We start from the raw sequence: 19,086 nt of genomic DNA, 5'->3' as shown, positions 1-19,086 counted from the left end.
CAAACGGCATTTATTATTGATTAAGTGCATCTTTCATTTTGTCATTTCGTGCAGCCAATACATGTATAAATCAGAACAACTTGCCCATAGCATTCGCCAACTCATTGAGAGCGGCACTTTAAATGCACACGAGAAGTTACCTTCTTTAAGAGATCAGGTGCAACGCTCTGGTTTTAGTTTAATGACGGTAATGAATGCTTACCAAGAGCTTGAATCACAAGGTTTGATCTATTCCAAAGAAAAATCGGGATACTTCGTTGCCGAGCAAATTGCACTAAAGCCACTCGAACAATATTCAGTTGTTTCACTCAATTCTAAAATCGAAATTAACTCTTTGGTTTTTAAATATCTTAAATCGATTCAACATGAGTCTGTCATCCCTTTTGGTTCGGCCTTTCCCGATAGTCAGCTTTTATATGCACCAAAACTCATTCAAATTATGGGGCAACTTGCCCGCCAGAAACAAAGTTATGACCAGACTACGAGCCTACCTCCGGGTAATTTAGCTTTACGAAAACTCATTGCTCAACGCTACTGTATGCAAGGGATTCAAACCGACCCAGATGACATTGTCATTACATCTGGAGGATTGGATGCGCTCAATCTTTCTTTACAAGCAGTTGCCCAACCAGGCGACTATATTTTATTACAGCAAAACGTATTTTATGGAGCTTGGCAAGCAGCAGAACGTTTAGGGCTAAAAGTTATTACCATTCCTGAACATCCTCAACATGGTTTTGATCTAGAAGCTTTTGAACAGGTCATTAACAATTATCCAATTAAAGTATGTTGGCTCATGCTCAATAGCCATAATCCAATTGGGTTTACAGTCAGCGATGAGATTAAATATAAAATTGCCAAATTGCTTCATGAGCACCAGATTTATTTGATTGAAGATGATGTCTACGAAGAGCTGTTTTATGGCGGACAAAAACCTTTTTCAATGAAGTATTTTGATCAGCAAAATCTAGTGCTCCACTGCTCGTCTTTTTCTAAAACGTTAGGTGCAGGTTTTCGAGTAGGTTGGGTCTATGCGGGGAAGTTTTCAGACCATATTCAACACTTACAACTTATGAGTACCATTTCAGTGAATGCACTCATTCAAAATGCATTAGTCGAGTTTTTGTCTCATCATCACTATGAAAAGCACTTACGTGCTCTCAGGCTTTCACTTGAGCGTTATAAAAAGCAGTTTTATCATTATTTAAAGCAAAATCTACCACCATCTTGCGAAGTGTATTATTACCCAAGTGGTTATTTTCTTTGGGTTAAGCTGCCGAATAGTTTAGATAGTATGCAAATTTATGAAGAGTTAATTCAACAAAACATTGGGGTAGCTCCAAGCCCATTGTTTAGTGTTTTACCCGCGCAGCAGCATTATTTAAGAATCAACTGTTCTTTTGAATCGACACCTAAAATTCAAAGTGCATTAGAACAAATCATTAAGACAATTCAACAAAGAGTTGAAGCTGTTTCTTAAATAAAGTACTTCGACCTAAGCACAATTTTATAGTGATGGTTTTGTGGTAACTTTATAGCTTAAATCTATATTTTTAAAGGAAACAGGTTCAAGGGATTAATATGGAAATTGATGAAGAACTCACCCTTAAAAAGATACAGATTTTTTTAGCATTTATGCGCTGTGGCAATTTATCTAAAACAGCGACAGAAATGGAGCTTAGCAATGTTAGTGTTCACAAAGCATTGCACTCTTTAGAAAGTGCTTTACGTTGCCCGCTTTTTAAAAATGAAGGACGTAATCTAATCCCTTTAAAAAGTGCCTATGTATTTGAAGAACGGGCGCAAAAAATCGTACAGGACATTTTTATAACCGTAAATAAGACTAGAGAAGCTGCTGGCTTTGCGGCAAAAGTTTTACATTTAGGTTCTCTGTATTCTTTGACTGTCAAAACAATTCCAAATGTGATTAGTGGTCTTAAGCTCAGACGTAGTGAACTAGATATACAACTATTACTGAGCTCAAATCAGGACTTAGTTAAAAAGCTTAAAGCAACGGAGCTGGATGCGATTATTGTGGCACTCAATGAAACCACTCAAGATGATGACTTTGAAATTTTGCCGATGTTTTCAGATGATATTTTTCTGGCGGTAAACAAAGATTCTAAATATGCAGAGTTTAAAGACATTGATTTAAGTTTATTAAAAGAAGAGACCTTCCTCACTTTAACCAAAGGCTTCGCAACCCATAACGATAGCGATATTATTTTTAAAAAAGCAGGTTTTTCTCCTAAAGTTGCTTTGCAAGTGAACGATATTTTTACCTTAATTAGTATGGTCAGTTCTGGCGTTGGTTTTGCCCTTTTACCGGGTCGTATTTCTGCGGTTTATGAAAGCTCTGTTAAGCTTATTCCCCTAAAACAGCAATATCATATGCAACAAGAAATTGGTTTGGTCTTTCTAAAAAGTAAAGAACGAGATCCAAACTTACTCGCACTGATTGCTGAGTGTCGTATGTTTGCTTCTAATTTTAAAAGATAAAAATAAGGGCCGTTGTTTTGTATAACAACAGCCCTTTTTATTTAAGCCGTGGACGCTTAGCCACCTACCAATGCCTTAACCGCAAAGAATAAAACTGTTGGTCCCATTAAACAGCCAAGTCCCGTATGGAACGTTGCTGTCAGTGCACCATAAGGTACTAAACGGCGATCTGTCGCGGCCAAGCCTGCTGATACACCACTGACAGTTCCAGCCAAGCCACCAAAAATCATGGCAGAGCGTGGATTATCGAGTCCCATAAATTTAGCAGTGAGCGGTGTTGAGACCATCACACAAATTGCTTTAACTAAACCTGTTGCAATCGACAATGCCATTACTTCTGAACTTGCTCCAATTGCAGCGCCTGTAACTGGTCCCACAATATAAGTCACAGCACCTGCACCGATTGTGGTAATACTCACGGCATCTCGATAACCAAAAATCCAAGCAAACATACAACCAACAATAAATGGCAGAATAGTTCCAAGGAATAAAGAGAATGCGCCAATAAACCCAGCTTTTTTCGCTTCAGTGGCTTGTACCTCAAATGCCGTTGCTACAATTGTAAAGTCACGTAGCATTGCACCGCCCATGAGCCCTACACCGGTAAAGAGTGCAAGATCAGTTATGCCTTTTTCACCACCCGTCATTTTTCCGCCAAACCACGCCAAGATTAAGCCAATCACAATCGCAATTGCTGAAGCATGCACTCGTCCATTGGTTAAATATTTAGATAACTTGGTCGACAACCACATAATTAAAGCGATTAAGGCGAAAGCTGTAATTAAACCTAAATGGGTTAAGTCTTTTAATAATAGATCAACCATGAACTTTGCCTCCAATGCGGTTTAATGTGGTGTCTTCTTCCTTCGGTAAAGGGGTTGCTTTGTTATAACGACTTAAACCCGCAATCGTGAGCGTACAAACGATAACTGAAACCACAGCGGCAAAGAGTGCCATATGTCCACTAGATAAAGCTGAAACGACATTTTGTTGTGCTGCCATAGCAACAACAACAGGGATATACATGGTGCCCCAGAATGAAACGCCTTTTTCGGTTTCAACTGTCATAACACCACGTTTTTCCATCCATAACCGTATGCAAATGAGTAAAATCATGGCGATACCCACGCCACCAACGTTAGACTTTACGCCCAATAAAATGCCCAACAGATCACCGACAATCACACCCACCAAGGTGCAAAGTGCGAGTAAACCAACTCCATATATAATCATGACAATCCCTCATATCCTTGGATCATTTATGCTTTTGTAAAATCAGATTCAAAAAGAAAAACTATTGTCCTGTTCTTTTTGCATTGCCATCTGAATGCTGTCTATGCGTGTTCCTTGAAAAGACAACACGGTTCCTTCTTTAAATGTTCGACGTGCAAGTGTAGTAAGCACCGTTCCCGGCAACGCTTCGATCTGCAACCTCACACCTCGCTCCCATGCAGCTTGGATGGTACTTTCCCAATCTACAGTTCGACTCATATTAAAAGCTAAGTCATCACCAATCTGTTCTGGTCTGCTAAGCGTACGAGCCGTTGTACCACTTAAATAACGTATTTTAGGCTGCTTTAAAGTCACTCCCTCCATAGACGCTGCAAGTTGCTTTGCTTGCTGACTTAATAATTCACAGTGCGATGGCACCGATACATCTAATTTTTTTGCCACCACGCCTTGTTGCTTTGCCAAAACAGCAACTTGGTTCATGGCTTCAAAACTTCCTGAAATAACGATTTGGTTATGTGCATTAATATTGGCGACATACACCGCTGGCGTTATTTGATAAATTTGTTTGACCCATGTTTCGACAGCTGTACGGTCTGTACCAATTAGCGCAGTCATGCCATATCCAATTGGGTAGGCGGTTTGCATGAGTTCCCCTCGATAGGCAACCAAGCGAATGGCATCTTCATAGGCTAAAACCCCTGCCACAACCGCTGCCGACCATGCGCCAATCGATAGACCCGCGACATAATCAGGTTTTAAGTTTTCAGCAGCTAATAATGCTGAACTCACCACGCCTGAAATGAGCAAACAAAGTTGTACGGCTCGCGTCGATTGCAATGCAGCCGAACTGTCTAGCATCAAGACATCTTCCTTGAGTGCATCCGATGCACGCTCAAGGTATTCTTTAACCAGAGCGCTTTGAGGTAAGTCGTGCAACATATTGCTTCGTTGCACACCTTGTCCCGGATATACCCAAATCGAAGCCATGATATCTATTCCCTAATTCCATGGGTTTTCTACTAAGACCGCACCATCTGCACGTTTTAATAGAACTTTTCCGCTATTCCTAGCCCATTCTTTTAACGCCAGACCACCCTGTGGCAGTTGTAGCTGTATATCCACATTCAGCCCCGCTTGCTGAAAATTTTCGAGTAGCTCGACTGCTTGCTTTTTGGCAAAAGGCTGTTCAGCTCGAATCAACAAATCTATGTCACTTTGTTGGGTGACTGTTTCAATACCAGTTGCCAACTCAAACCCAAAACTTCCTGTATAGCCCCAACATCCTGAAAAACTTTTCATGATGTTAGAAATACTCTGCAAACGTTCTGCCAAATGCTCAAACTGCTGTGTATTAAAGTGAGTCAGTGCTTCTGGCTTAAGTTGTCTGCTAATAGCAGATCTTGGCATTTGCGTGGCATATCGTTGATGACGGAATTGTCCTCTTACACCCACAGCAACCTGATCTACGGGAGTGATTGCCCGCCGAACCACAACAGGATCGCCGCGATGTAACACCTCTTTCACCCAAAGCGGAGCACCATCAGCCAAGCAGTCGGCTGTCATGCCCCACAGCAAATCATGGGCTTCGAGATCAAGTTTCATGACCATTGCTCACGCAATAATTCACGAACCTTTTTAGACATCTGACGGTTTTCGCCGTGAAGTCTTTGTTCCAGTCCTCTAGATTGATCAGCATTAATTTCTTTAAATGCTTGAGCAATTGCTTGCTTCACTAACAACAGATCATCATTTGTTGGTTGTTCAGGATTTTCAACCGATAAAAGTTCCGACAACAAACCAAGCGTGGCATAGCTCTCGATGTCATAAGCCATTGGAGGAATGCTTGCAGCTAATTGTTCTAACTCATCAACCGACCGTTGGGTAACGCGTGCAGCAGATTCTTTACCCATCGCATGCACCATAACACCAGAATCTTTTAAGGCAATAATACGATTGGCTTGGTAACCATGCGCTAAGAAAGCACCTGACATCGACTTACCAACCAATAAACTGACAATAGGATGACCTGCTAATCTAGCTCTAGCGTAGCTGTCTACTGCACCCGCTAAAGCTTGATGAATACCCAATAATTCTTCACGGCGACCATAGGCCTGACTAGGTACATCAACCAAACATAAAATGCCGCGTTTAGTCTCGGCATGCGCATCAGCTTGAATCACCTCATCAACCGCTTTTGCCAAGCTCCAACCTTCCAAAAGGCCAACTTCACCTTGTCTCGCTCGCGGGAACAAATTATTGCTGTCTTGAACAACGGCAATCACGCGTACTGCTTGCAGATCAATCTGACCATCAGCCACCCAAACAGAAGCTGGAAAACCGTCCACTGTCTTAAAACCCTGCGTGAGTGCTTTAAACCAGTGTGCACCTCGCGTAGATGCTTTTAATGTATCAACTGCGATATTCATACTTGTTCTCCTTGATACAAAGTCTGAACCTGTGCTGGAGTAATCTGCTCGGTAGTATCAACGTGTTGTAACTGCGCTAAATAGAATGAGTAATTTGAACTACGATGCTGATTGGGTACGCCTTGGGCTAAATAGTCGATCACTTGTTGGCGAACTTTCTGGCGATCATCGTCAACATAGGCATCTGCTAAGCCACTGGCAAAACGCTGATTTCCTCCAGTTATGCTCCAAATAAATGGACGATCTTTGGCGTTATATTCTTGTACACCAGCTTCTTGTTCAATCACTTGCGGGCCATTTAAGCCTAAACGTCCTTCTTGTGTCATTACAATATAGCTACATAGTCCAGCAGCAATCGACATGCCACCAAAGCACCCTACACTGCCTGCAACCACAGCAATCACGGGTTGATACTGCCGTAAGTTCACAATTGCAGCCTGAATTTCAGCAATTGCAGCCAAACCTAAATTTGCTTCTTGTAAGCGAACGCCACCCGTTTCCAACAGTAAAATTGCAGCTGTTGGAATGCCTTTCAGATTATCTTCAACCGCAAGTTCTAAGGCACCTGCAATTTTAGCTCCACCCACCTCGCCTAAACTTCCACCTTGAAATAACCCTTCAATTGAAATTAAAACCACTGGGCGTTCTTCAATAGTTCCTTTTGCAATCACCACGCCATCATCTGCTTGCGGCACAATATTTTGCTTAAGCAACCAAGGCGACATGACGCGTGCAAATGGATCGAGTAACTCGCGAAAAGTCTCTTCATCTAATAATGCTTTGGCACGTTCTCTTGCACTCAGTTCAATAAAATCTTGTTTATTTAATAAACTTTGGATATCAGTCATGCGCAATCTCCTCCAATGCTTGTTCTAGACGTAAGCGAACAACGCCAGGAGTTGCACCAAAGTCATGAATATCAATATTGACCGCTGGCGGTATTTGAGCAGTAAAAATTCGTTCAAAAAGATTGTGCCAACGTGCTGCACTGCCATCTACCGAAGTCACTACCTGAATAGAGGTTTTTCCTTTTTCACCGGGTTCCATCAAAATTTCTAAATCGCCAGAGCCGACACATCCAACTAATGCCTTTTTTACAGGTGGCTCTGTCGCCAAAAACTCAAAATGAAGTGTTTCCATAATCAAAATCCCTCTTTGTTTTTTGAAGATGACTGCTCAACACGATCTATAAACAATGTTGCTGCCAACAAATCTGCTGCTCCGCCAGCGGATGCCTTCATCCTAAGTAGGTCAATCTCTAACAAATGCAAAGCACGTCGGCCTTCAAGGCTTGAACTACCGCCCAAATCGAGCACTTGCTGAGCACCTTGTTGCATACGCTTTAGGCCGTGAGTTCCAGAGCGATAGAGCACACAGGTATCTGTCAAATCAGTCATGATGGCAAGCAAAGCATCTAAGCGAGCAAACTCTTCTTTCATGGGTTTACTGCGACTTTGATAAAGCTGCTTTAAACCAAAATTCACAATAGTTGGGAAGCCTTGTTGTGCCTGCTCTTTTGCACCTAAGACAGCTATTTTTTTCTGTACTTGCTGACCATGACTCAAAGCCTGTTTGGGAATAAACCGATCTTCTAGCTGGGCAATCTGACCTGCCAGCTGACACAACTCAACAGCCGATAAATATTGTTGATTTGTGCGTGCCAATGCTGCTGCCGTGACCATTAAACCCAAGGCCCAAATTGCACCGCGGTGTGTATTAACCCCATCTGTTGCCAACATCATGACCTTTTCACCTTGGCGACCAATTTCACCAATGTCTTCACGCAAGGCCTGACACACTGTTCTGTGCTGGATTGCCGCTTGCGCCATCGCATCAAACATTGGGCCTAGACTTTTCGCAGAACGCTCCATTAATTCCAAAGTCAGATCATCATGTGCGCCACTGCCACGACGGTCGACCAAGGCGGGCTTTGGTGTCAGATTCACTTCATCAATTAAAGCCTCGACCGCCATGTCTGCTAAAAGCTGACTATGGCTGAGTGTTTGATATTGAATTTGAGCCATCATTACCAACTCCTGAATTTTGCAGGTGGTTGATATAAACCATCTGACCATGTCACCAAGTCGGCAATATTTTTTGCAGCTAAAAGTTCACGTGTAGCATCGGTACGGCGAATGCCTAAATCTTCAGGGAATACCACTAAACCTTCACGTCTTAGACGTGCTGTTGTTTTAGGGTCTTGGCTTAAACCAATACTGGTTACCCCTGCCACTGCGGCAATCATGGCTTGACGCTCTTCTTGGCTACTTGCTTTATATAAATAAGCAATGCCTTCTTCGGTGAGTAAATGGGTGACATCATCGCCATAAATCATGATCGGTGCTAAAGGCAGACCTGCCGTTTTTGCAACATCAATCGCATCAAGACGTTCCACAAAAGTCGGCTTACCACCTTCTTGAAAGGTTTCCACCATTTGCACAACTAGTTTTTTACCGCGGGCCAAATAGGTTTCTGTTTCATTAGCACCTTGCAAACGCATATCTAACCATGCTGGCGTATCATGGCGGCGTCCGCGTGGGTCATGCCCCATGTTTGGTGCACCACCAAAACCCGCTAAACGACCCTTGGTGACAGTCGAAGAATGCCCCATGCCATCAACTTGCAAGGTTGCACCAATAAATAGATCAACGGCGTACTGACCTGCAAGCTGACACATCATGCGGTTAGAACGTAAGGCGCCATCGCGACCTGTAAAGAAGACATCGGGACGTGCCGCAACATATTTTTCCATACCGAGTTCGGTACCAAAACAATGCACGCTTTCAACCCAACCTGTCTCAATGGCAGGAATTAAGGTTGGATGTGGGTTAAGAGTCCAGTTTCGGCAAATTTTTCCTTTTAAACCTAAAGACTCACCATAGGTCGGTAAAATCAGTTCAATTGCCGCAGTGTTAAAACCAATCCCATGATTTAACGATTGCACATTATGCTTTTCATAAATTCCGCGAATTGCCATCATGGCCATAAGCACATGAACAGGTTTGATATGTTTCGGGTCGCGAGTAAATAAAGGCTCAATATAAAAAGGCTGGTCTGCCACAACCACAAAATCAACCCAAGAAGCAGGAATATCGACACGTGGTAAATCAGTTACGTCATCGACCAATTCATTAACCTGAACAATCACAATACCATCACTAAAAGCCGCCGGTTCAATAAGTGCAGGAGAATCTTCAGTACTTGGGCCTGTATAGATATTGCCTTGGCGGTCTGCCATAAAACCGGCTGAAAGCACCACATTTGGAATAAGATCGACTACAAGGCGTGAATACAATTCAATATAGGTATGGATAGCACCAATTTCTAATAATCCATCTTCAATCAACTGGCTAATACGCAAACTTTGCGGACCAGCAAACGAGAAATCGAGCTTGCGTGCGATACCTTTTTCAAACAGATCCAGATGCTCTGAGCGTCCAACGCTTGGCATGATCATATGTAAATCATGCAAAACATCTGGATTGGTTTGTGCCAAAGATCGAGATAAGAAATCTGCTTGCTTTTGGTTGTTTCCTTCGAGTACGACTCTGTCACCCGGTGTAATCAAGGTTTCTAAGACTTTAATAATATCTTGAGTTGGAATGACAACTCCGTCGGTATATTGGCTTGCCATCTCCAGTTTTAGTTGTTTGGCATGACGCCGCTTTGTCCATAACCGTTCTTTATTTTGAACTGATCCTTCCATGTGCTTACCTATATAGATCGCAGTTTTGTTCTGAATCTATAAAAGCGCTTTATGGAATTTTGATCAATCAACCTACATCAGCAGTCATTAACCTCAGGTTAATGATTTATTGTAAGGTGGTTAAAAAGGAATTTGAGAGAATCAACGCACCAAACGTCCGCTATAAACTTGCTTATTTATAAAAACTGGTGCTTCAACTGTTTTGTATCAAACTATCAGATGATAGAATATTAAGTCTAATTATTCAGCTGCAATTACTTGATAAAAAATAGTTTATGCTAAAGAAATATACATATACCTGCTGCCAAAAACGCCTCAACATTTTCAAACTGGACTGTTGATACTTTCCTATATAAAAACCGAAAACATCCAGACTCATCGATTAATACTTATAATTAAAGGCTCTTTATGCTTCAGAATACCATGCATCGCCAAGTTCTAATTTTGGCGAGCTCCCAGTCACTTTTTCAAACCATATCAGTGATCGTCATGACCATTGGTGGTTTGGCTGGGGCTAATATTGCAAATACTCCTACGCTTGCAACTTTACCCATTGCATCTATGTTTTTGGGTACGGCTTTAATGATGTTTCCTGCCTCAATGCTCATGGCGCATGTAGGACGACGTAACGGTTTTTTATTCGGCGCTTCTTTAGGCGTGCTTGGCGGCATTATTGCCTCAATTGGCATCTTTTATAGCTCACTACTGCTTCTTGCATTAGGCACGCTATGTGTTGGAGCATATCAATCTTTTGCTCAGTTTTATCGTTTTGCTGCCAGTGAAGTTGCAAATGACGCGTTTCGTTCACGTGCTATTTCTTGGGTTATGGCAGGTGGTATTGTTGCTGCACTCATTGGTCCAACTTTGGCACGTTTTGGTGGTCCTTTATTCCAACATTTAGAATATATCGGTTCATTTTTAATTATCAGCATCATCTCGCTCGTGGCAATGGGTATTTTATCCAGCTTAAATATTGCTCCGACAGTTGAACAAAAATCTAACTTTACTGCTGGTCGACCATGGCAAGAGATTGTATTTAAACCTACCTATTTAGTTGCTTTGTTTGGGGCGGTAACAGGCTATGGCATCATGATTTTAGGTATGACTGCCACACCGATCGCCATGCGACACTCACATCATGAACTTGGATCGATTACGACAGTCATTCAACTGCATGTACTCGGTATGTTCCTGCCTTCATTCTTTACTGGAAATTTAATCGCCCGATTTGGTGTGCTTAAAATCATGTTTGCAGGTCTTGTGTTATTTGCTTGCTACATTGGTTTTGCCCTCTCTGGTATTCAGTTCGAATCTTTTGCTATATCTCTAATTTTATTAGGCGTGGGATGGAACTTTTTATTTATTGGCAGTACTTCTTTACTAACAGGAACGTATATGTCAGTTGAAAAAGCCAAGGCCCAAGCCATTAACGACATGACTGTTTTTATTGTCGGCTTAATCTGTTCTTTTAGCGCAGGTGCGTTACTCGACTTAGTTGGCTGGAAAGTAATGAATATGGCTTTAATACCGTGGTTAGTCATTGCAGCAATTTCTCTTTTCTGGCTCAGCCCTAAAAGAGAAAAGCAGCTTGTTTAAATGATTTCTAACGCGGTTTGCTTAACAACCATTCCAAGTTTTGACGAACCGCAGGCCATTCATGTTTTAAAATGCTATAAACATGGGTGTCCCGCAAAATATCATCTTTTACAATTTGAAATTAATTGCCCTTAGAACCTTACCTTTTCATTCATGATTTAGAACTAAATAATAATTTCATACCCAATCCAACAAAACCTAAAGCAAAACTGCGCCTAAGCCACTTTAATACAACAGGTTTGCCTACTACATGTTGACGCATCATTGCCGCAAAAGTGCCATAAAACATAAAAACCACTAGCGTAATGAACATAAAGATTGCACCCAATAGCAACATATCCCATGTAGGTGTTGTCGTATCAGTTCTAACAAACTGAGGTAAAAAGGCCAAGAAAAACAATGGTAATTTGGGGTTAAATAAATTTATAAATACAGCATAATTTATAATTTCGAAGGCTGAATGTTCTTTATTTTCTTGTTCAAAATGAAATGTTCCCTTCTCCTTAAGTGATGACCAAGCCATATACAATAAATAGGAAACTCCTAGAAATTTTAAAATAGTAAATAGATATGGACTAGTGACAAACACTAAAGCAAGACCGGCAATCGCCAGCACCATGTGTGGAATAATACCAAGAGTACAACCCACCGCCGCAAACAGACTGGCTTTTCCCCCTCGGGTTAAACCTGTGGCAATGGTATAAATTGCGCCTGAACCCGGCGAGATAACCACAATAAGTGATGTAACTAAAAATTCGATACTAATCTGCATAAGTCACTCCAAACATGGATTTTGGCTAAGTATTACAGAGATACAAAATAGTGGTCTTGAACAAAATTGCAGAAGTTTTTCTAAGATAAAATAGCTTTTTGATAACGACTCGGAGTAATGCCTAACTGGCGGACAAACGCTCTTGTCATATGGCTTTGATCAGCAAAACCTGCTCGCAAGGCTGCTTCAATTAGAGTATCTCCCTCTAACAGATAACGGCGTGCATGGCATACTCGTCGTTGTAGTAAATAGGCATGTGGTGTAATACCGATCTCACGAGAAAAGCTTCGCAATAACTGAAACCGGCTCAGATCACATAAACTAGCCAACTCACCGAGTGTAACCGCGTGCTCCGACATATCATCAAGATATTCTTTGGCACGTTGAGCAGAAGAACAACGGGCGTGTTGATAACGTTCAGATAGCATGTGATAACGACTTACATGCATCAAGCTAAATAAAAACATTTCTTCCAATGCTGTATTTTCAGCAACGGGCAATGACATTTCATTAAATAATCGCAATAAGCACTGACCTAAAAGCCTATCACGTACCAAAGGCTGCAATAAGGCATCAGCACTACGCCCTTCAGCAGCCAATTCTTGTTTTAATATTTCTGGCTGAATATAAACCATTTGCCACGCACGAGGACCATCAAGCGGTATACCATCATGAATTTCACCAGGGTTTACAATAATGACATCACCCTGTCCTGCCTCAACATGACCAACCAAACTCCATGAACGTTGTGCACCGCTGGTGATGATTCCAATACCGAGATGATCATGTGAGTGACGTGGAAAACTATGCTCGGTCAATAATGATAGAGCCTCAGTTCCAACAATTTGGGAACACAGTGGATCAACCTGATGGACTGGTCTAGACAATGGACTCATCCTGTAATAATAGTTATTTATTCTAATGCTTTTTCAAGAGCCGTAGAAATTGTGATCAAAGCATTAATTTTGCATGATTCATCTCATTCAGCAATCCTCTCTCAGGTAGAGAGGATACTTTTAGAAGAAATGAATTGTTAAATCATTTTACTCTTGGCTTACATAGTAACCATTCCAAGTTTTGACGAACCGCAGGCCATTCATGTTTTAAAATGCTATAAACATGGGTGTCCCGCAAAATATTATCTTTTACAATTTGATGGCTCCTGAGTACGCCATCGAGCTTTGCACCTAAACGTACAATTGCAGCTTGGCTCTGCACATTTAAAGAAGATGTCCGCAACTCAACCGCAATGCAGTCTAAAGACTCAAATGCATGAGCCAACAATAGTTTTTTACACTCAGTGTTCACAGGCGTGCGCTGTGCAGATTTACGATACCAAGTCGAACCAATCTCTGCACGGCGATGTGCAGCTTCAATATGCATTAAGGTCGTCATACCCACCGCTTGCCCTGTTTTTCGGTCTTCAATATAAAATGGCAACATGCTTCCAGATTGTTGCAAACCAAGACGTCTTTCAATTTCAGCAGTCATCTGTTCAGGTCTTGGAACACGGGTATACCAAAGATTGTAGAGCTCACCATCGCAAACTGCTTCTGCGAGAGATTCAGCTTGAGTTACATCTAGCGGCTTTAAAATAACGTGTTCGCCTACCAACTCAACAGGTGTAGTCCAAGACATGTTTTTCTCCTTAATGAATACTAAAATTTTATATTTTCAAAACTATTTGTTTAACTCAGCCACACTGTACATAGCATCCGCTATAGTTTTATGACCAGATTTCGCTAGACCATCTGCCGCACCTAAAATATCTCGACGATCTTTGTTTTGCCCAAGTTTTGATTTTCCTTGAAGCTTGGTAATTTCAATTTCTATACCGACAATAGCTTTTAGCATGGGTTCTAGATAATCTTTTGGTGCATCAGACATTTTCCATGGTTCAGGTTGAGATGCTTCATGTGTACGGGTTAAACGAGCCACAACACCTCGAACATAACGCTCATCATCTCGGATCGTCACTTTACCGTAAGCATGTACAACTCTATAGTTCCATGTTGGCACTTGTTTGTGCTGTTCATGTTTGGATGGATACCAGTTTGGAGAAATATAAGCATCACCCGCCTGAAACACGACGAGTACCTCATCTCCATTTTTAACGTCCTGCCAGACAGGATTAATTCTAGATACATGCGCATGCAACACCCCTAAGTTACCTTCATTTGTCTGTAACTCAAAAGGGAGATGATTTGCATCTAAACCATTGCTTCCATGACTAAAAAGCACACCAAACGGATGCTCCAAAATAAGAGAATGCAATACGTCCAAACGGTTTTCTGCAAAATCATCAGGGATATACATGGCTAAGAACCTCGTTGTAAATATCAGGGTTATTTATATTTTGTGTTGTAAATTTTCTGGTTTATGTGGTTTATTAAAAAGAACCACTTTGTATTTTTTTAAGTAGACCAGAATTATGGCAAGAATGGCAAAAGTTGTTGAACTTCCGTCTATTGCAAAGATTGATAAAAGCCAAGGAAAGATTAGTGCTCAACTGACCCAAGCTTTACGTGAAGCTGTACAAAGTGGCGATTTGCAGCCAGGAGACCCTTTACCATCTTCCCGTGAACTGGCTCAAACCCTTGAGGTCGCTCGCGGAACCATCATTGAAGCTTACGACCAGCTTTTAGCTGAAGGTGTTTTTGATTCTCAAGCAAGAACTGGAACTTATGTATCTCATGCGTTGGTTAAAACACCTACGCCGCAACATATTCAAAAAGAATCGATTAAACCAAGTTCAATACCTTTGACCAAATCTGCTCTTTCTTATGCCCAAGTGCTGAAGGAATTTAAACCACTTCCCCATGTTCCATTTGCTGTATCTGTACCCATTGGTCGCACTCAACCGAGTGATATTTGGCGTAAGTTTGGTAATAAATTTAGATCGCGAGGCGCAGGTGCACCTTCGGGATATGGCGAGCCTCAAGGTGTATTATCACTCAGAGTTGCTATAGCAGACTACGTGCGTCGCTCACGCTCTGTACACTGTGAGCCTAAACAAATCGTGATTACGCCCGGCATTCAACAAGCGCTTTATATTTGCAGCCAGATTTTATTTGAAGCCAAAGATGAGGTCTGGATTGAAGATCCAGCTTATCGTGGGACCACGGCCATTTTTGAGCATGCTGTACAAAACATTGGTATGGTCCGTGTTGCGGTTGATGAAGAAGGTATTCAGGTTGAAGCTGGAATTAAACTGTCTCCGAATGCCCGCGCAGCTTTTGTAACCCCTTCTCATCAATATCCACTTGGCATGCCTATGAGCTTGGCAAGACGTACTGCATTATTGGCTTGGGCAAAGCAGCAAAATGCATGGATCATTGAAGATGACTATGACAGTGAACTCCGTTATAACGGTCAACCCTTTCCATCTTTACAAGGTATGGCACCCGACCAAGTGATTTATCTCGGTACTTTCAGCAAAGTATTATTTCCGTCACTTAGACTTGGCTATGCAGTGTTACCTAAGGAACTGGTGGCACCTTTTTGTGGACTGAGGGTATTAATAGATAGACACCCGCCTACTGCCGACCAACATGTTTTGGCTGCTTTTATTCAAGAAGGCTATTTGGAGCGGCATATTCGACGTATTCGGAATGTTTACTCAGAAGTTCGAGAACACATTATTGGTTTGATTGAAAAATACATACCTCAAGAGCTGGCTTGGTTACAACCGGGCGATCAAGGCATGCATATGGTGTTATGGCTTGCTCAACATATTAATGACGTTGAAGTCGCAAGCACAGCAGTCAATGCAGGCATTGCCATTAAAGCAATTTCACCGACATTTTCAAAAGAACAGCAACGTTCGGGTTTAATTGTTGGCTTGGGTGACTTTGAGCCCGAACTTATGGAACAAGCCATAAAAAAACTATCAAAAATCATTCAACAACATGACAAGCCAACGTAGACAAAACCTACAACAGCAACCATAGATGAATGGCAAACGGGCCAATCAGCACCATTAAGATACCTGCAATGACCATAGTTAAACTTGCGATTACGCCCTCTTCACTATTGCGCTGCTGAGCTCGGACTGTACCAAAACCATGGGCTGCGTTCCCAAAGGCGGCTCCATTTGCCACATTAGAACGAATTTTAGTAATCGCTAAAATTGCATCGCCACAAATCATTCCAACCAAACCGGTAATGACGGTGAATAATGAAACCAAAGCCGCCGAACCATGAATATCTTCAGCTAAAATCATGGCAAATGGTGTTGAAATCGAACGTGCCATCAAACTACTGGTGACTTCAGGACTAAAATGGAACCACTGTGCCATTTCATAGGCAGACATCACACCCACACTCATTCCCACAATAATCGCAATCGATAAAACACTGAGATTTTTACGGATTGTTTCCCGATAACGATAAATCGGTACAGCAAAAGCGACCGTAGCTGGACCTAATAAATTAACAATCCACTGCGTATCTTCAGCATAAGTTTGATATGAAATTCCAAAAATCGTCATCAAAATGATGGTGAGTACAGGCACACTAATCGCGGGAGACAACCAAAGTTTTGGATGCTTTTGATAGATTTTCTTTGCCACGACATAAGCTACCAAAGTCCAGATGAGGCAAAGAATTGACCAAATATTCATGTCATTTTCTCTTAGATATGCCTATGTTGAAGACGTTTTCGAGCCTGTAAATAAGCCTTCAAACGATTGTAATAATGAATGGTCAAACACGTACTGAGCATGACTGAAATAGTCCCAACTGCAATGCTCAAAACAATTTGCCAACCTTCAGTCATAAACAAGGTTTTATACTGAACTACGGCAACCACAACAGGCACAAAAAACAGTAACAGCTCACCTAAAACAACGGTTGCTCCCATTGCCACCTGATCTATTTTGATAATTTTAAAGAACAGGCATAAAAGCAATAAAAACATACCTAAAATGCCTGCCGAAACAGGTACGCCAAGTTTTTGATGTAAAAGATATCCCACCCACCAAAATCCAGCCAAAATTAGAATTTGTTTAACTAAAGATAAAAGTGAAGGTCGTGAGGGTGTTCCAGAAGCAGATTCAGTACTCATTTTACGAAATTAAATGGTTAACTACACCATTATGCTATCTTGATTAAAACCGCTAAATATGAATTATTCATGTTAATATTATTCAAAAATGGAATAATCTAGTCTTCGTTATGCTCTCTTTAAAATCATTACAGTGTTTCGTTACCTTGGTAAAAACAAAAAGCTTTACCCGTACCGCTGAAGAGTTGTATTTGACTCAACCGACGATTAGTAAAATCTTACAACAGCTTGAAGAGCAGCTTCAGGTACAACTTCTAGTTAAACCTGATCACGGCCGTAAAAGACAAATTGAATTAACTGAAATTGGAGAACGTATTTATCAGCATGCGATTGAACTTCTTCAGGCAGAACAAAACATCTTTCTTGAAATTGAAAATTACCAACAATTAAAAACAGGTACTTTAAAACTTGGCGTACCGCCTTTAGGTTCGCAGCTCCTAACAACTGCTCTGTTTGATTATCACCAACAGTGGCCAGATATTGAATTGGCTTTTATGGAAGTGGGCTCACGCGGCATTGAACAAGCATTGCTCAACAACGAACTAGACGTTGGCGTTTTATTACAGCCCTTTGATGAACAAATTTTTAATAGCATTGAATTATGCAATTACCCTTTAATGGTTCTTTTACGTCGCGATGCGACTTGGGCAACACGCAAAAAAATAAATCTAGAAGAGCTACAACATCAGTCGTTTTTAATGTTTCCAGAAAACTTCTCTTTAAATAGTATTATTCTCGATGCCTGTAAACAGCATGGGTTTTATCCCTCTATCGCTTGTCGTACCAGTCAATGGCACCTCTTGGCAGATATGGTTTTACAACGTATGGGAATTGCGCTTCTCCCTCAATACTATACCGATATGCTCGACCCTACTTTATTTGCAGCAGTACCGCTTGAAAAACCAAATATTCAATGGCACTTAGTCATGGCTTGGAAAAAAAATCTTCCTGTCTCACCAGCGGTACAAGCGTGGCTGAGCATTGTTCGTCAGCATTTTCAGCACATTAAACCCTAATGAACAATGAAATTGCTTAATTCAGAAATCGATAAAGCTTTTCCACAAAAAAGCTACCCAATCTTGGAACAGCTCACTTAGACTAGATGCCATCCGTTTTATGACATGGACAATAACAATGAATAATGAACATTTTAAGCTGTACACAGATTCACAATTTCTAAGCCCCTACGCATTTACAGTTTTTGTCGGGCTACATGAAAAACAAATTCCATTTGAAATAGCGACCATCAACTTAGGCCAACAAGACCAGTTTGAGAAATCTTATCTAGAAAAGTCATTAACAGCCAAAGTCCCTGTACTTGAGCATAATGATTTTGCCTTATCAGAATCTTCTGCCATTTTAGAATATCTAGAAGAACTCTATTCAAACACACCAATTTATCCAACAGATATTCAGGCTCGGGCAAGAGCAAGACAACTTCAAGCATGGCTCAGATCAGACTTGGTGGCATTAAGAACTGAACGCCCAACTGAAGTCATTTTTATTCAACCCAACTCCACTCCGCTTTCCGACGAAGGCCAAAAAGCGGCTGAGAAACTTTTCTTTGTTGCAGAAAAACTTCTAGCGCCTGATGCCGAATTTCTGTTTGATTCATGGAGCATTGTGGATGCTGAACTCGCACTGATGTTACAACGCCTCATCCAAAATGGTGATGCTGTACCAGAACGACTAAAAAATTATGCACTGCAACAATGGCAACGCCCGAGCGTTCAAAAATGGCTTGCCTTGCGACATAACTAAATCCTATATTTCAACCAAACATGAGATA

21 protein-coding genes and 1 pseudogene are annotated in these 19,086 nt (G+C 41.3%); 6 read left to right on the top strand and 16 right to left on the bottom strand.

Annotation, left to right across the window (positions count from 1 at the left end):
* The first annotated feature begins 61 nt into the window (after positions 1–61).
* Together ACPF64_RS11730 and ACPF64_RS11725 are read left to right on the top strand one after the other, a co-directional pair.
* On the top strand, positions 62–1,480 hold the full coding sequence (locus ACPF64_RS11730) for a PLP-dependent aminotransferase family protein (RefSeq protein ID WP_426453420.1): 1,419 nt from the start codon (positions 62–64) through the stop codon (positions 1,478–1,480).
* A gap of 101 nt (positions 1,481–1,581) precedes the next feature.
* The gene (locus tag ACPF64_RS11725) at positions 1,582–2,499 is read left to right on the top strand and encodes a LysR family transcriptional regulator (RefSeq protein WP_003651250.1); all 918 of its coding nucleotides are present in this window, start codon (positions 1,582–1,584) and stop codon (positions 2,497–2,499) included.
* 56 nt (positions 2,500–2,555) lie between these two features.
* Here the strand turns inward: ACPF64_RS11725 and madM are convergent, their stop codons facing one another.
* From madM to mdcA, 9 genes are read right to left on the bottom strand one after another with little or no spacing between them, the layout of a single operon-like run.
* Positions 2,556–3,323, bottom strand: coding sequence for a malonate transporter subunit MadM (gene madM / locus ACPF64_RS11720; protein WP_004642493.1), 768 nt, complete (start codon positions 3,321–3,323; stop codon positions 2,556–2,558).
* A complete protein-coding gene (madL, locus tag ACPF64_RS11715) occupies positions 3,316–3,732 on the bottom strand; it encodes a malonate transporter subunit MadL (protein WP_017390471.1) in 417 nt (138 codons plus the stop codon). Before madL ends, madM begins: the two co-directional genes overlap by 8 nt.
* A 48-nt stretch (positions 3,733–3,780) precedes the next feature.
* Positions 3,781–4,719 carry a malonate decarboxylase subunit epsilon gene (mdcH, locus tag ACPF64_RS11710; protein WP_426453416.1) on the bottom strand — a complete coding sequence of 313 codons (939 nt, stop codon included), beginning with the start codon at positions 4,717–4,719 and terminating at the stop codon, positions 3,781–3,783.
* 12 nt (positions 4,720–4,731) lie between these two features.
* Positions 4,732–5,340 (bottom strand): malonate decarboxylase holo-ACP synthase, encoded by a 609-nt coding sequence (locus ACPF64_RS11705; protein WP_426453414.1) that lies wholly within the window; start codon positions 5,338–5,340, stop codon positions 4,732–4,734.
* Positions 5,331–6,158 carry a biotin-independent malonate decarboxylase subunit gamma gene (mdcE, locus tag ACPF64_RS11700; RefSeq protein WP_426453412.1) on the bottom strand — a complete coding sequence of 276 codons (828 nt, stop codon included), beginning with the start codon at positions 6,156–6,158 and terminating at the stop codon, positions 5,331–5,333. Before mdcE ends, ACPF64_RS11705 begins: the two co-directional genes overlap by 10 nt.
* The gene (locus tag ACPF64_RS11695; protein WP_426453410.1) at positions 6,155–7,006 is read right to left on the bottom strand and encodes a biotin-independent malonate decarboxylase subunit beta; all 852 of its coding nucleotides are present in this window, start codon (positions 7,004–7,006) and stop codon (positions 6,155–6,157) included. Before ACPF64_RS11695 ends, mdcE begins: the two co-directional genes overlap by 4 nt.
* Positions 6,999–7,298, bottom strand: a complete 300-nt coding sequence (locus ACPF64_RS11690) for a malonate decarboxylase subunit delta (RefSeq protein WP_272353902.1) — start codon at positions 7,296–7,298, stop codon at positions 6,999–7,001. The genes ACPF64_RS11695 and ACPF64_RS11690 overlap by 8 nt, the downstream gene beginning before the upstream one ends.
* Positions 7,299–7,300: 2 nt before the next feature.
* Positions 7,301–8,185, bottom strand: a complete 885-nt coding sequence (locus ACPF64_RS11685) for a triphosphoribosyl-dephospho-CoA synthase (RefSeq protein WP_426453408.1) — start codon at positions 8,183–8,185, stop codon at positions 7,301–7,303.
* Positions 8,185–9,864 (bottom strand): malonate decarboxylase subunit alpha, encoded by a 1,680-nt coding sequence (gene mdcA, locus ACPF64_RS11680; protein ID WP_151798950.1) that lies wholly within the window; start codon positions 9,862–9,864, stop codon positions 8,185–8,187. Before mdcA ends, ACPF64_RS11685 begins: the two co-directional genes overlap by 1 nt.
* A 408-nt stretch (positions 9,865–10,272) precedes the next feature.
* Here mdcA and ACPF64_RS11675 point away from each other — a divergent pair, with 408 nt between their 5' ends.
* On the top strand, positions 10,273–11,460 hold the full coding sequence (locus ACPF64_RS11675) for an MFS transporter (RefSeq protein ID WP_426453405.1): 1,188 nt from the start codon (positions 10,273–10,275) through the stop codon (positions 11,458–11,460).
* A 7-nt stretch (positions 11,461–11,467) separates the two neighbouring features.
* Here ACPF64_RS11675 and ACPF64_RS11670 read toward each other — a convergent pair.
* The 5 genes and pseudogenes from ACPF64_RS11670 to ACPF64_RS11650 all read right to left on the bottom strand — a co-directional run.
* Positions 11,468–11,578, bottom strand: a pseudogene (locus tag ACPF64_RS11670) (GNAT family N-acetyltransferase); the annotation flags it as partial.
* A gap of 33 nt (positions 11,579–11,611) precedes the next feature.
* Positions 11,612–12,232, bottom strand: coding sequence for a LysE family translocator (locus tag ACPF64_RS11665; RefSeq protein WP_426453403.1), 621 nt, complete (start codon positions 12,230–12,232; stop codon positions 11,612–11,614).
* 80 nt (positions 12,233–12,312) lie between these two features.
* On the bottom strand, positions 12,313–13,128 hold the full coding sequence (locus ACPF64_RS11660; protein WP_426453401.1) for an AraC family transcriptional regulator: 816 nt from the start codon (positions 13,126–13,128) through the stop codon (positions 12,313–12,315).
* Positions 13,129–13,270: 142 nt separating this feature from the next.
* Entirely contained in the window at positions 13,271–13,870 is a 600-nt protein-coding gene (locus tag ACPF64_RS11655; RefSeq protein WP_426453399.1) for a GNAT family N-acetyltransferase, read from the bottom strand.
* A gap of 42 nt (positions 13,871–13,912) precedes the next feature.
* A complete protein-coding gene (locus ACPF64_RS11650; RefSeq protein ID WP_198078714.1) occupies positions 13,913–14,548 on the bottom strand; it encodes an FMN-binding negative transcriptional regulator in 636 nt (211 codons plus the stop codon).
* 115 nt (positions 14,549–14,663) lie between these two features.
* On the opposite strand from ACPF64_RS11650, the gene ACPF64_RS11645 reads away from it, so the two are divergent.
* A complete protein-coding gene (locus tag ACPF64_RS11645; RefSeq protein WP_426453397.1) occupies positions 14,664–16,157 on the top strand; it encodes a PLP-dependent aminotransferase family protein in 1,494 nt (497 codons plus the stop codon).
* 7 nt (positions 16,158–16,164) lie between these two features.
* Here ACPF64_RS11645 and ACPF64_RS11640 read toward each other — a convergent pair whose 3' ends face one another.
* Both ACPF64_RS11640 and ACPF64_RS11635 read right to left on the bottom strand, forming a co-directional pair.
* Complete coding sequence (locus tag ACPF64_RS11640) at positions 16,165–16,854, bottom strand: LrgB family protein (RefSeq protein ID WP_426453395.1); 690 nt, start codon at positions 16,852–16,854, stop codon at positions 16,165–16,167.
* 11 nt (positions 16,855–16,865) lie between these two features.
* A complete protein-coding gene (locus ACPF64_RS11635) occupies positions 16,866–17,297 on the bottom strand; it encodes a CidA/LrgA family protein (protein ID WP_426453393.1) in 432 nt (143 codons plus the stop codon).
* A 110-nt stretch (positions 17,298–17,407) separates the two neighbouring features.
* Between ACPF64_RS11635 and ACPF64_RS11630 the strand changes: the two genes are divergently transcribed.
* Together ACPF64_RS11630 and yfcF are read left to right on the top strand one after the other, a co-directional pair.
* Positions 17,408–18,313 carry a LysR family transcriptional regulator gene (locus ACPF64_RS11630; protein WP_426453391.1) on the top strand — a complete coding sequence of 302 codons (906 nt, stop codon included), beginning with the start codon at positions 17,408–17,410 and terminating at the stop codon, positions 18,311–18,313.
* A gap of 118 nt (positions 18,314–18,431) precedes the next feature.
* Positions 18,432–19,058: a glutathione transferase gene (yfcF, locus tag ACPF64_RS11625; RefSeq protein ID WP_426453389.1), complete on the top strand. Its 627-nt coding sequence runs from the start codon at positions 18,432–18,434 to the stop codon at positions 19,056–19,058.
* The last annotated feature ends 28 nt before the right edge of the window (positions 19,059–19,086 follow it).

This window comes from Acinetobacter sp. KB005 (genome assembly GCF_049949095.1).
Classification (GTDB): domain Bacteria; phylum Pseudomonadota; class Gammaproteobacteria; order Pseudomonadales; family Moraxellaceae; genus Acinetobacter; species Acinetobacter calcoaceticus.
The sequence above is the reverse complement of the archived record's forward strand: the minus strand, read 5'-3'. Positions and strand labels throughout refer to the sequence as shown.